Here is a 14,934-nt window from a genome sequence, read left to right as displayed (position 1 = left end):
CCTATTGCGGATTGCCTGGTCAAATACGACACGTTCACGTAATCCTCAACCGAAAGCACAGTATTGACTGTGATGGATTTTGTGGCCGTGATTGCCGGCTGGTTGACGGGTGGATTCACCCGCCATGACAGGCTCGTCATCAGTGACCGTGGATCTCCTGTCAGGCGTGGCCGGCGGACGGAAGCGTCGTTCGATGGTGGAGTCCGGCGGCGTCCATGATGGACGGCCAACGAGCCGGACGGCGTGGGCGGCAAACGGACTTAAGCCATCAAATGACCTGCCGCTTAGCGGAAAGTAATCATCCCTGGTCGCAGTGCTGATCAGCGAGCTTTCTGTGGCCGTGCCTTGACAGCCGATGGGCGGTGCTGCAACCTACAGCGGCATATCGATGAGTAACAGCACACGGGGGTGTGAAGCTGTGACCGTTGACCTGGCGGCATTGTGCCGTGCCGAGTCGTTATTGATTGTGTTGGGCGATCCGCTCCGGCGTGAATTCGGTCCGCCCGGGTTGCCTCTTCCTATCTCCTGAAATTCTCGTCGACCGATGGGTCGATGCGCGCCGCCGTGCCCGTAGAGAGGTACGGCGATCACCCGTCCGACTGTGTGGGGCCTTCGCCGGTCTCGCGGTCCGTGCGTGCCTGTCTCTGCCGCTCCGCCCGTCCTCGATCCAGGGGTGACCAACCATGTCCTTCAGCACTCGGCATCTGCCCGACCCGCGCGGTCGGCTGACCGATCTGCGTGGTCGGCTCCTCCGGCACCGCTCGGTGTTCGGCTCCGGCACCACTCGATCCCTCCTGGCCGCGGCCCTCGCCGGTGTGCTGATCCTCAACCTGGGTGGCAGCGGGGTGACCGCGTTGCCGGCGGGCGGTAGCCGGGACCGTGACGGTGTCGCCTCCACCGGTCGGGGTGGCGGCGCGAAGCCAAGCCAGGCCTGGGGTTCGGCGGCGGGCAAGGCGCACGTGACGTCCGGACGACCCAACCGCGACCTTCCGACGTCGCTGCGCGGGCAGTACCCGCCGCACAAACTCGCCGACAAGCCGGCCCCCGGGCGTAACAAGGCGTCGGTGGCCACCGCACCCGTCGACGACACCCGCGGCTTCGACAAGCGAACCAGCCGGGAACGACCGGCCGAGCGCGCTGTCGACCAACGCGTCTTCGACAACGCCGACGGCACCCAGACGACCGAGTTCTCCTCCGCCCCGATCAACTACCGCAAGCCCGACGGCAGCTGGGCGGCCATCGACCACACTCTGGTGCCCGCCGCCGACGGGTGGCAGACCACTGCCGACTCGGTCGGACTGCACCTCGCCGGGAACGGCGCGGCGAGTCAACTGGCCCGGCTGAGCTTCGACGGTGACACCGAGTTCGGCTTCGGCCTGGCCGAGGCGACCAACGCACCGGGACGGGTGAACGGCACCGCCGTCACCTACCCCGGCGTACGCCCCGAGGTCGACCTGCGCCTGGAGCCGCGAGCCGGTGGCGTGAAGGAAACCCTGGTCCTGCACTCGGCCAAGGCGCCCACCTCGTACGTGTTCCCGCTGAACCTGCGCAACCTCACCGCGAAACTGGTCGACGGCCAGATCGTCCTGACCGACCGGGCCGGGCACCAGCGCGGGGTCATCCCGCCGGGTTACATGGTGGACGCCGGCTCGGGCACGGCTGGTCCCGCCACCTCGACCAAGGTCGCCTACGAGCTGATCACCACGGGTGGGCACACCGCGCTGAAGGTAACCCCCGACCGGGCCTGGCTGGCTGACCCCGCCCGGCGGTACCCGGTCGAGGTCGACCCGACTGTCGGCCCGCCGGTGGACGCGCTCAACTCCGACAGCAGCATGTCCGTGCACGGGGGTAGCTCCACCTCCGGCACCAACGAGTTGCTCGTCGGGCGCTTCCCCTCCACGGCGTGCCCCGGGGGCAACTGCGGCGGCGATTTCAACGCCGCGGCCTACCTCAAGTTCGGCAACCTCGTGAGCCGGCTGCAGAACCACACCATCCACGGCGCCGCGCTCTCCGCTGTCAACTTCGACGCGGCCTCCTGCAAGGCACGCGCGGTCACCGTCCACCCGGTCACCGGGTCGTGGTCGGCCGGCACCGGCTACTCGTACCCGGGTCCGTCGGTGGGTGGCGCGCTGGTCAGCCGCTCGTTCGCCCACGGGTACGTCGCTCTCGGCCAGTCCAGGTCCGCCTGTCCGGCGGCCGGGGAGATGTTCGACCTCGGCGCCGGTGGCCGTAACCTGGTGCAGCGGTGGGCCAACGGCCAGCAGGCCAACAACGGTCTCTCGCTGCGGGCGTCCACCACCGACACGTCGGCGTGGAAGAAGTTCGCCGGCACCGGCACTGCCAACCCGCCGGCGCTCTACGTCACGCACAGCCCGTACAACGCCGGGTACGCGATCCCGAAGCCCACCCCGGAGCCGCCCGTCCTGCGAAACCAGGACGGCAAGGTGAAGGTGACAGTCACCAACCTCGGCGCCGAGGCGTGGACGCCGGCCAACTACTACCTCGCCTACCGGGTCTACAACGCGCAGACCGGCGCCGCGGTGACTCAGCAGCGGGCCGCCAACCTGCCCACCACCCTGGCTCGTGGCGCGAAGGTCACCCTCGACGCGACAGTCAAGCGGTTGGAGCCCGGCTCCTACTTCCTCGACTTCACCATGGTGCGTACCGGCGGAGCGGTCTTCACCGACCACCAGGTGCCACCCGGTCGGATCGTGCTCCAGGTGTTCGACGTGCCGCCGGTGGTGCAGGAGCTGTACCCGGAGAACGGCTACCAGGCGCCCACGCTCACCCCGTTGCTCTGGGCCCGGGCCGTGGACACCGACGCCGCACCCGGCGCCACCCTGTCGTTCAAGTTCGAGATCTGCGACCGCACCGACGCCGGCGCGGCCACCAACTGCACCAACTCCGGCTACCAGGCGAGGCAGTCCTGGGTGGTGCCTGCCGGCCGGATGGTCTGGGGCAAGAGCTACCTGTGGCGGTCGTACGTCAAGGACAGCGCCAGCGAGGTCACCTCCCCGTACTCGACGATGTTCAGCTCGGTGCCGCAACCGGACCTGCTGTCCCGGATCGCCACCTCACCCAACGCCGAGCAGGGTCGCGAGTTCGACGCGCAGACCGGAAACTTCGCCACCTCGGCGGTGGACGCCACCGTGGTGACGGTCGGGCCGGAGCTGAACCTGGTCCGCACCTACAACAGCCTCGACCCCCGCACGACAGGTGTCTTCGGCGCAGGGTGGTCCAGCCGGTACGACATGACGCTGGTCCCCGACAACGACGGCACCGGCAACGTGGTGGTCCGCTACCCGGACGGCCAGGAGGTGCGGTTCGGCAAGAACCCCGACGGCACGTACGCCCCGCCGCCGGGCCGGGTCGCGAAGCTCACTGTGGACAGCAGCAACTGGAAGCTGGTCGACCGCTCCGGCAGCATCTACCAGTTCTCCCTGCTCAACAAGCTCCAGAAGATCACCGACGTCTCCGGACGTTCGGTGAATCTGATCCCCGACCCGATGACCGGCAAGCTCGCCAAGGCGCAGGTCGCCAACAGCCAGAGCAACACCGCCGGCCGGTCGCTGCGCTTCACCTGGAACGGCAACCGCATCGCCACGGTCAGCACCGACGCGGTCAACGGCGCGGCGCTGACCTGGAACTACACCTACACGGGTGACCTGCTGACCAAGGTCTGCGGCCCGGAATCCGCCTGCACCAACTACACCTACGCGGCCGGGTCGCACTACCGCACCGCCGTTCTCGACGCCAAACCCGACTCGTACTACCACCTCGGTGAGGCCGAGGGCACCGGCGCGGCCAGCGACGTGGCGATCAACCTGGGCAAGGACGCCGGCACGTACCGCAACAACGTCACGCTGGGCCAGCCCGGCGTGCTGGAGGGCACCACCGGCACCGCCGCCGGCTTCAACGGCACCTCCGCATACCTGGAGCTGCCCAAGGGCCTGATCAAGAAGAGCCGCGACGTCTCCGTCGAGCTGTGGTTCAAGATCGGCCTGACCCAGACCGGCGGGCCGCTCATCGGCTACCAGGACAAGGCCGTCGGTACCGCCGCCACCAGCGGCGTCCCGCTGCTCTACACCGGCAGCGACGGTCTCCTGCGCGGCCAGTTCGCCAACGGCACGATCGCGCCGTTCACCTCGACCAAGGTCGTCAACGACAACCAGTGGCACCACGTGGTGCTCTCCGCGATGGCCAACACCCAGACCATGTACCTCGACGGGGTCAAGGTTCCCACCCCGGCCGCGCAGACCGGGCAGCCGATCGAGCACTCGCTGTTGACCTTCAACCAGGTCGGCCTCGCCTCGGCGACGACGCCCGGTTCGTGGCCCGGCTGGGGCGGCACCGCCCAGCGTTACTTCGCCGGCACCATCGACGAGGTCGCCGTCTACTCCCACCCGATCGGGCCGGACACCGCCAAGGCGCACTTCCAGTACGCCAAGCCGGCCGCCCAGCAGCTGACCCGGGTCACCCTGCCCAGTGGCCGGGTCGCCACCGAGGTCGAGTACGACACGGCCACCGACCGGGTCAAGGAGTACACCGACGACAACGGCGGTACCTGGAAGGTGGGCCAGCCCACTGTCTACGGCGGCGACACCGACCTGCGGCGCAGCGTCCAGGTCCTCGATCCGGCCAACCGCCCCTACCTGTACGAGTACGACGCGCTCGCCGGTCGTCTGCTGCGCTCCGGCACCCCGCTGGGACTGGAGACGCGGGAGGAGGACCGGCCCGGGCAGACCAGCCCGACGCCGAGCCCGCCGCCCACCGAGGTCTGCACCCAGCCCGACCCGAACGACCCCGCCTTCTGCACGGTGATCCCCGGTGACGCCGGTGGGCCGATCTTCGTGCGGCACCCGTTGGACGGCATGGCCATCCGCTCGTTCTCCTACAACGAGGACGGCCAGCAGAGCATGGTCACCAACGAGAACGGCGACACGGTCGAGATGACCTACGACAGCAGGGGCCGTCTCGCCACCCGCAAGAGCTGCCGTACGCCCACGCAGTGCTTCACGAACTACTACACCTACTCGACCACCATCACCGACCAGTTCGACCCTCGGATCGACCTGGTGGTGGCTCAGCGCGACGGCCGCTCCACGGGGCCGACCGACAACAACTTCCTGACCTCCTTCACGTACCACCCCAGCGGACAGCTGCTCACCCAGACCAACCCGGACGGCAGCCTGGTCACCCACGCCTACACCAGCGGCGGCGAGGTCGGCGTCAACGGCATCATCCCGCCCGGGATGCTGGCCAGGAGCATCACCAACGCCCAGACCAAGCCCACCGCCTACGCGTACTACGCCAACGGTGACCTGCACAAGGTGACCGAGCCCTCCGGGCTGGTGACCGAGTACACCTACGACGCGCTCGGCCGACGGATCACCGAGAAGGTCATCTCCGACACCTATCCCGCGGGCGTCACCACCACCTTCACCTACGACGGACACTCACGGGTCGCCACCGTCACCGGGCCGGTCACCACCGACACGGTCACCGGCAAACAGCACCAGAGCCGAACCGTCAACGAGTACGACGCCGACGGCAACCCCACCAAGGTCACCGTCTCCGACCTGCTCGGAGGTGACCCCGAGCGGGTCACCAGCACCGAGTACGACGACGAGGGCCGGCCGGTCCGGGTCGTCGACCCGGAGGGCAACGAGACCAGCTTCGGCTACGACCGGTTCGGCAACAAGACGACAATGACCGACGCCAACGGCAACCGCTACGACTGGGCGTACACCGCCCAGAACAAGGTGGCCGAGGTCCGGCTGCGGGACTGGCGCAGCGACCCGGCCGGTACCCCCGGCACCGGCACCGGCGACTACCTCGTCCTGCACTCCTACTCGTACGACTTCGCCGGGCGGTTGGCCAGCGACACCGACGCCATGGGCCGGCGACTGGAGTACAAGTACTACCGCGACGACCTGCTGGAGAAGATCACTCTCAAGGACTTCCGTAACCCGGACGGCTCCAAGCGGGACTACGTCGTGGAGGAGAACACCTACGACGGGGCCGGCAACGTCACCCGCAAGGTCGGCGCCAACGGCACCCAGATCACCGACCACACGCCGGACAGGGCCGGCAAGGTGGCGAAGACCGTCCAGGACCCCAGCGGGCTGCGCCGCACCGAATCCTTCACCTACGACTTCAACGGCAACGTCAAGCAGGTCGTCCGCACCGGTAACCCGTCGAACCTGAGCTGGTTGGTGCCGGCCACCTCCGAGGTCGTCGACTACACCTACGACGACTCCGGCAACGTGCTCACCGAGAAGGTCACCGCCGGCAGCGAGACCCGGGTGACCAGCTACACGTACGACAAGCGTGGTCTGCGCATTTCGGTGACCGACCCGCGCGGCAACGTCTCCGGCGCCGACAAGGCGAAGTTCACCAGCACCTTCCGCTACGACGAACTCGGCCGCCCGATCGGGCAGAGCGGCCCGACCGTCCTGGCCGAGAGCGACGGGAACCCGGCCGTCCCCACCAGCCCGACCAGCTCGGTCGGCTACAACACCTTCGGCGAGCAGGTCGCGGTCAAGGACCCGCTGGGACGGGTCTCCACCTCCGAGTACGACAAGCTCGGCCGGGTGGTGCGCAGCCTCGCCCCGACCTACCAGGCTCCCGGGGTCTCCCAGACGGTCACCCCGGAACACAAGCGCCGCTACGACGCCGTGGGCAACGTGCTGGAGGAGACCGACCCGGCGGGCACCACCAGCTACACCTACGACCAGCTCAACCGGCTGACCGTCCGGGACGAGCCGGCGAAGACCAACGACGACCGGGCGCTCACCCGTTACACCTACACCCGCACCGGTGAGGTCCTCTCGGTCACCGGCCCGACCGGCGCGCGGGTCGAGTCGACCTACGACGACCTCGACCGGCAGGTCACCCAGACCGTCGTGGAGCGGCGGCCGACCACCCGCAACCTGGTCAGCAAGCTCGCCTACGACGACGCGGGCAACCTGACCTCGTCGTCGTCCCCGACCGGGGCGACCACTGTCAACACCTTCAACGCAGCCGGTGAGATCACCCGCAGCACCGCCCCGACCGGCGAGGCCACGATCTTCGGGTACGACTTCGCCGGCCGCCAGGTCCGCGTCTCCGACGGCCTCGGTCGCACCACCCGGACCGGGTACGACCAGTTCGGCAACCAAACCAGCACCATGAACCTCAAGGCCGACGGCACGGTCCTGCGCACCCAGAGCTACGGCTACGACGAGGCCGGAAACATGACCTCGTCGAAGGACCCCTACAACACCGTCACCACCTACGAGTACGACGCGGCGGACCAGCTCGTCAAGCAGGTCGAGCCGACCGACGCGGACCCGATCACCACCACCTTCGGGTACGACGCCGCCGGCAACCGGACCCGCTACACCGACGGCCGCAACAACTCCACCATCTACACCTACAACACGTTGGGCCTGCCGGAGTCGGCGATCGAGCCGTCCACGGCGAGTCACCCGAACGCCGCGGACCGGACCTGGACCGTCGCGTACGACGCCGACGGCAACGCCGTGCGGCTCAGCGCCCCGGGTGGGGTGAGCCGCACGCGGACCTACGACGCGTCCGGTCGACTGACAGTGGAGACCGGTTCCGGGGGTGACACCCCGACCGCGACCCGGACCCTGGACTATGACCAGGGCGGCCGGTTGACCAGCGTCAACGCCCCCGGTGGCAGCAACACGTACGACTGGAACGACAGGGGTGGGCTGCTGTCCACCGCCGGCACGTCCGGCACGGCGAGCTTCGACTACAACGACGACGGCCAGCTGACCATCCGCACCGATCTGACCGGCACCGCCACCTTCGGCTACCTCAAGGGTCGCCTCGACACCCTCACCGACGGGATCACCGGCCAGCAGCAGAAGCTGGACTACGACGCCGCCGGTGACGTCAAGACCGTCGACTACGGCGCCGGCCGCGTCCGCACCTTCGGGTACGACGACTACGGCCGGATCGAAAGCGACGTGCTGCGCAACGGGGGTGGTCAGACGGTCGCCTCGGTCACCTACGGTTTCGACCTGAACGGCCACCTCACCAGCAAGAACACCACCGGCACCGCCGGCGCCGGCAACAACACCTACGACTACGACAAGGCCGGCCGGCTGATCTCCTGGACCAGTCCGGCCGGGACCGTCACGTACGCCTGGGACGCCAGCGGCAACCGGATTCGGGCCGGGTCCAAGACCGCCACCTTCGACGAACGCAACCGGCTGCTCTCCGACGGCGACTACACCTACGCGTACACCCCGCGGGGCACCCTGCGGACCCGGACCAGTTCGGGTCTGGCCGAGCAGTACTCGTTCGACGCCTTCGACCGCCTCACCGCGGCGCAGGGCCAGACCTACAGCTACGACGGCCTGGACCGGCTGACGTCCCGTACCGGCAACTCCTTCATCTACGCCGGCCTGGGCGACGAGGTGGTGCACGACGGCGTCGAGTACTACGGTCGCGGGCCGAACGACGAGCTGCTCGCCACCGCCCAGGGCGCCGACAAGCGCCTGTCGCTGACCGACGCCCACGGTGACGTGGTGGCGGCGATCAACCCGGCCGACACCCAACTGTCAACGCTGAACGACTCCACCGCGTACGACCCGTTCGGCAAGAAGGTGACCAGCGTCGGCAGCACCGGCCGGTTGGGCTTCCAGGGGGACTGGACCGACCCCGACACCGGGCAGGTCGACATGGGCGCCCGCTGGTACCAGCCTGGCACCGGAACGTTCACCTCGCGGGACAGCGTCAACTACACCACCGGCGACTCGATCCTGGCCAACCGCTACACCTACGGGGCTGGCGCCCCGCTGGACTTCGACGACCCGGACGGGCACTGGCCGCGCTGGGTGAAGCGTGCCGCGAGCGCGGTAGCGAACGTCACCTCCAATGTGGTCAAGACGGCGTACAACGTCGGCGCCTCCATCTACAACGGCGCCAGGAGCTTCGTCTCTTACACCGTCAACCTGGCCGTGTCCGGCCTCAAGGCAGTCGGCCGGGTCATCTCCAGCACCGCGAAGTGGCTCGGCGAAAAGACGATGAACGCCGTCCGCTACGTCGGCAAGCAGATCCAGTCTGGAGCCAAGCAGCTCGCCCGCGCTGCCGACTGGGCAAAACAGCAGAAGCAACTCGTTGCGCAACGCATCTACCAAGCCAAGGTCGCGGTGACAGCTGCCGCGAAGTCAGCCATCAAGAACGCGGTCAAGTTCACCAAGTTGCCGGTGATCCAGGCCCTGACAAAGCCCATCATCGCGCTCGGCAAGGTGGTGTCCACCGGTTTCAAGGTGGCGGCGAGCGTCGTCGCGGTCACCACAATGGCCATCAAGGACCCGCAAAAATACAGCCAGAACCTCTGGCTGGAAGCCGCACAGAGGTTGACGCCGCTCGTCGAGGGCGCCGAGAAGATCTGGGACAAGGCGACCCAGTTCGTCGACGAGCACGCCGCCGAGATCGCCGGCTTCGCCGTCGGTGCCGTCGTCGGTCTGGGCTGCGGCGCGGCGATCGGCTGGACCGGTGTCGGGGCGGTGGCCTGCGGGGCACTCGCCGGGGCGGTCGGCTCGGCGGTCACCGGCTACATGGACGGTAAGCGCGGGTCAGATCTTGCCGGCGCCACCGCCATGGGCGGTCTCACCGGCGCTCTCGGTGGTGCGCTCGGCTCCATCGGCGGCCAGGCGCTGGGCGCGGGTATCCGTGGGCTGAGCGGTGGGCTCCGGTCGGCCGGCAGCAAGGCGCTCAACGCGGGCGTGGGCGAGGCCCGCAGCATTGGTCGAGGTCTGCTCGGTAAGTGCGCCAGCAACAGCTTCACCGGCGAAACCCGGGTGCTGATGGCGGACGGCAGTTCCAAGCGGATCGATCAGGTGCAGATCGGCGACAAGGTTCTCGCTACCGATCCGACGACCGGCCGCGCTGAGGAACACGCCGTTACCGCACTTATCGTCGGATCGGGCAGCAAGGATCTCGTTGAGATCACCGTCGACACTGACGGTGGGCTTGGTGACCGCGAGGAGAAACTGACCTCCACGGGCGGGCACCCATTCTGGATCGCCGATCAGAACCGTTGGGTCGAGGCGACGGATCTGGCGAGCGGTTACATCTTCGAGACTGCTGATCACCGGCCAGCGTCTGTCGTTACCACTCGGAAGTGGACCGAGTATCACCAGGTCTACAACCTCACCGTGGATGTCCTCCACACCTACCATGTGCTAGCTGGCAGTACCCCAGTCCTCGTTCACAACGCCGGCTCCACCTGTGCGGTACATGGGGGGCCGACAGGGATACCGAATCGAGATCTCCGCGAGCCGCAGCAGTGCGGTTGTTCGGGGAGTCGGGGACCTGTCGGAGATCTTGGGCCCGGGCTTGACGAGGGTGCTCCGGAGGTGGCTAATAGGCGTATCACGTTCGCCGATGAGTTGCGCACGCAGCAGTCGAACCAGACGTCGGTTGCCCGTGGTGTGAAGGGAGTGGTGGACGCGGTCAAGATAGCGGGGACAGATCCGATAGGTGCTGGCCTGATCATTGTTGTTGGTATTTGGGCAAGGATTAAAAGCAGCTTTTAGTGGGCGAGGCGGTCATGGGCGAGACGGTTTTGTTGGTGCTGACGGTGGCGCTTGTGGCTGGTCTGACTGCTGGCGGATTGCTGTGGCGCGCGCGTAGGCGTAAGGCTCGGCTAGCGATCGAACCGGAAGCACGGCAACGTGAGGCACGCAGAGCTATCGAGGAAATGGCAAGAAAGCGTCGCGGGAAGAAGGGGACAATTCGCGGTGAGGGCGGAGGCGGGGATAATCGGACTGCTCAGGACGCTGGGTATGGAACGGATTTCTCGGGAGGGGTTTAACCCGCCCGCGAATTGGTTCCTATTGGGCAATGCGGGGGCCTCATTCGCTTGCTTCGTCGGTGCTCGAGGTGACTGAACCTGCTGTGATGTCTCGTTGGCTTCTCCCGCAATTTGAGAACTGCGGGACGGTGTTCTTTGCCCAACATCAACACAACCGGGTGGGCGGAGGGATCCTTCGGCGAAGTTGATGCGGATGCTGGGACTGTTCGGATAATTGTGAATTAAGAACGGGGTTTACATTGAGAAGAGCCGAGCGACGAACGCTGCGGGCCATGATGGCTATGCTGCTCATTCTCCTATCGACTGGAACGGTTCTGGTTAGGCCGGATCTGCCGGCACAAGCCGACGCTGCGGGCAGGGGCGGTGACTTCGTACCGATCGACAGCGTGCCCCTTCTGGACACCCGGGACGGCACCGGCGGCACGACTGGTGTTCGGGGCGCCAAGTCGGTCACCACGTTCAACGCCGTCGGTATCGCCGGTATCCCGACCACTGGGGTCGGCGCGTTGATGGTCGACGTGACGGCGATCTACCCGACCGCCAACACGTTCCTGACCATCTACCCGGACCTGACGGAACCGAAGGCGTCGGCCATGAACGCCTCGATCGGCGAGGTCATGACCAACTCGGCGGTGGTCAAGCCCGGTACGAACGGCAAGCTCGCGGTGCGCAACGCGGGCGGCAACGTCCACATCAGAGTGGATGTGGTGGGTTACTTCACGACCGCCACCGGCGGCAGCGGCTCCGGCTTCGTGCCGGTGGACCACACCCGGGTGGTGGACACCCGAACCGGGCAGGGGATCACCGCCGGCACGATGCCCACCCGTGGGACGCGTACCGCCAACATCTACGGCGGTGGGCTGGTGCCCAGTTCCGCTACGGCGGTCATGCTGGACGTCGTGGTGATCGGTGCGACCGGCAACGGCTGGATGACCGTCGGGTCGAGCACGGCCGCGGAGACCGGCATCGACTACGCCAAGGGCGCCACCTCGATGGGGATGGTCGTCAAACTGAACCCCGGTGCCGGCTCCGTGACGCTGGAGAACCGCGGTTCGGCCGTGCATGTTGCCATCACCGTCCAGGGCTACTGGACCGGCAGCCCCACCACCGGCGCCGGCCTGCGCACGGTTCCGGCGGTCACCCTGTACGACAGCCGTTTCCCCAGCGGCGCCCAGCCGGTGCCCGCCAACGGCACCGTCGATGTCGCGGTCGCCGGCACCAACGGCCTGCCGACCCGTGGCATCGCCGCCGCCGTCCTCAATGTCCATGCGGTCGCCCCGACTGTCGACGGGTTCTTCACCGTCACGCCGCTGGGCAGCACCGCGAACACCGTCTCGACGACGAATTTCCCCGCCGCGCACGTCGCCCGGTCCAGCATCGTGGTGACCAAACTGGGCACCGAGGGGAAGGTACGGATCAAGAACGCCAGCAGTGGGACCGTGCACATCGTGGTCGACCTGCAGGGCTGGTTCGCCGACCCGCTTCCGTTCCTGCCCACCGAGTCCTTCTCCCGCTCGACGGCCTTGCAGGGGCAGCCGAGCGACGGCAGCGCGCTCGGGGTCATCGTGTACGCGCACACCGACAACACCGGTCAGGTGCGGGTCGTGCACCAGCAGAACCCGGACGACTTCACGAGCGTGCAGCACATCCCCCAGTTCGGTGCGGAGGCGTTTACCGGGCAGCCCGCGTTGAACGTGCAGAGTGGCAACAAGCAGGTGCAGATCAGCGCCCTGCACACCACCGGCACCGTGTGGACCGGTGCCCAGACGGCGGCGAACGCGGCGACCTGGGCGACGACCGGGAACCTCGGCGGCACCATGGTCGGCCGGCCCGCCACTGTCACCCTCGCCGACGGCACCAGCGTGATCTTCGCGGTGGACGTCGACGGTCGCCTGTGGCACTACCGCCAGAGCGGGACGGGTGCGTCGTGGAAGAGCCTCGGCGACGTCGACCTCACCGGCGGCGTGACAGTGGTGAATGTCGACACCGGTGTCCGGCTGGTCTCCACCACCATGACCGGCACCATCAAGACCGCTGTCTACTCCACCGACGGCACCCTCAGCGCTTGGGTGGACCTGGGCGGGAACGTGACCGGGGTGCCGGCCGCCTTCCTCAACCAGGGCTACCGCACCGGCGTGATGGCCCGTGCGGCCGACGGTTCGCTGATCACGAAGAAGCAGGAACTGGGCGGCGCCTGGCCGAGCACCTGGCAGACGGTGGGCACGTTCACCGCGGCCGGGTCCCCGGCCGCGATCCTCGACCCGGCCTTGGGCCGGATCGCTGTTGTCGCCCGCGGGCCCGACAACGAGATGTACCGGGTGTACGAGACCGAGCAGGGCTCCGGCACCTGGGGTGAGTGGCTGCGCCTGTACGAGAACCCGAGCGACCCGACCGCCGCCACCGCCGCCACCGATCCCAGCATCGCGCCGATCCAGAACTCCGGCGGAACCGGATTCGTGGTGGTGTACCGCAACCGGAACAACACCACCATCGCGCTGGACCGGCGGTTCGCCGCCCCCGGTGGGATGGCGGCAGCGAAGGTGAGCCCGTCGCAGGTCAGCTTCGGCGCGCACCTCATCCCGACGCCGAAGGACTGATCCTCGGCATCACGAGGACCGGGGGCCTCCGTCAACCTGACGGAGGCCCCGGGTCGCTGGTCACCGGTGCGTCGGCTGCCTTTCTAGACTGAGGCGATGAGCGTTGGCACCGACGGCCGGGGGATGGCCGAACTGGCCGCCCTGCTGGCCGACGGCACCCGCGCCGGGATGTGCCTGGCCCTGCTCGACGGGCGGGCGTGGACCGCCGGTGAGCTGGCCCGGCGCGCCGGCGTCGCCCCGTCGACGGCCAGCGACCACCTCACCCGACTGGTCCGCGGTGGGCTGCTCGTCGAGGAACGACAGGGTCGGCACCGCTACCTGCGACTGGCCGGGCCGGCGGTGGCCCAGCTGATCGAGGACCTGGCCGGCCACGCTCCGGCCACCCCCACACCGACCGGGTCGCTGCGCGCGGCGACCGCCAGCGCCTCCCTGGCGTACGCCCGGACCTGTTACGACCACCTCGCCGGGCGGCTGGGCGTGTTGATGTACGACGCGCTGCTCAGCGCGGGCCGGCTCGACCGGTCCAGCGGGCTGGCGCTGACGCCCGACGGCTGGGCCTGGGTGAGCGGGTTGGGCGTACCCGTGGACGTGCTGCGCGCCGCCCGCCGCCCGGTGGTCCGCGACTGCCTGGACTGGACCGAACGCCGCCCGCACCTGGCCGGCGCGCTCGGCGCGGCGCTCTGCCGCCGCTTCACCGACCTGGGTTGGATCAGCCGGGGCGCAGGCCGCGCCGTCCGCCTCACGCCCACCGGCCGCCCTGGCCTGGCCGCGGCTCTGGCGGTCCCCGACCACACCCTCGACCCGCCGGTAGCCCCGCCGCCCAGGAGCGGCCGCGCCTGACGATTGTGCGCGCCTGACGGGGGCGGGATCGTTCGGTGCGGGGCGAAAGGTTCGCGCCCTACGGTCGGGCGGTGACAGACACCTGGCCCGTCATCGCGCCCGCCCCGGGAACCCCGGCGTGTGGGCCACCCTCGTTCGCACCGGAGCGCGGCTGGTGGGTGACCCGGCACGCCGACGTGCGGGCCGCACTCACCGACCCGGCGTTGCGGGTGCCGCCCGTCGACACTGGTCCGTTCGGCACCCTCGCCTGGCTGCGCGCCACGGTCAGCCGGTTCAGCGCGCCGCGACAGCACGCCGACCGTCGGGCGGTCGCGGTGGCGGCGCTGGCCCCGCTGGACCCGGACGAGCTGCGACACGATGCGGCCCGGCTGACCGTGGCCGTTCTCGACCGGTCCGGCGACCGGGTCGACGTGATCCGGGAACTGGCCCGGCCGGTGCCGCTGCGGGCGTTGGCCGCTCGCCTCGGTTTCGCGGATCCGGCAGCCGCCGGGACGGCGGTCGCGGTCGTCGCGGCCGCGTACCACCCGGGGGTGGACCCGGCGTCGACCGCGCGGGCCGACCGGGCGGTGGCGGCGCTGCTGGCGCTCGCGCCAGCGGGACCCCCGGTGGTACGGGCGAACCTGATCGGCCAGCTGGTCCAGGCGTGCGACGCGACCGCCGGCC

At 68.8% G+C, this 14,934-nt stretch carries 3 protein-coding genes and 1 pseudogene; all 4 read left to right on the top strand.

The window, feature by feature from the left end:
* Positions 1-683: 683 nt before the first annotated feature.
* Positions 684-10,556: a LamG-like jellyroll fold domain-containing protein gene (locus KBX53_RS05450; protein WP_210858017.1), complete on the top strand. Its 9,873-nt coding sequence runs from the start codon at positions 684-686 to the stop codon at positions 10,554-10,556.
* Positions 10,557-11,220: 664 nt separating this feature from the next.
* A complete protein-coding gene (locus KBX53_RS05445) occupies positions 11,221-13,431 on the top strand; it encodes a hypothetical protein (RefSeq protein ID WP_210858016.1) in 2,211 nt (736 codons plus the stop codon).
* 96 nt (positions 13,432-13,527) lie between these two features.
* Entirely contained in the window at positions 13,528-14,271 is a 744-nt protein-coding gene (locus KBX53_RS05440) for a helix-turn-helix transcriptional regulator (RefSeq protein WP_030337865.1), read from the top strand.
* A 71-nt stretch (positions 14,272-14,342) separates the two neighbouring features.
* Positions 14,343-14,934: pseudogene (locus KBX53_RS05435) on the top strand (cytochrome P450); the annotation flags it as partial.

The sequence above is a fragment of the Micromonospora sp. M51 genome, from assembly GCF_018070305.1.
Lineage (GTDB): Bacteria > Actinomycetota > Actinomycetes > Mycobacteriales > Micromonosporaceae > Micromonospora > Micromonospora parva.
This window is presented reverse-complemented; position numbering and strand designations above follow the sequence as displayed.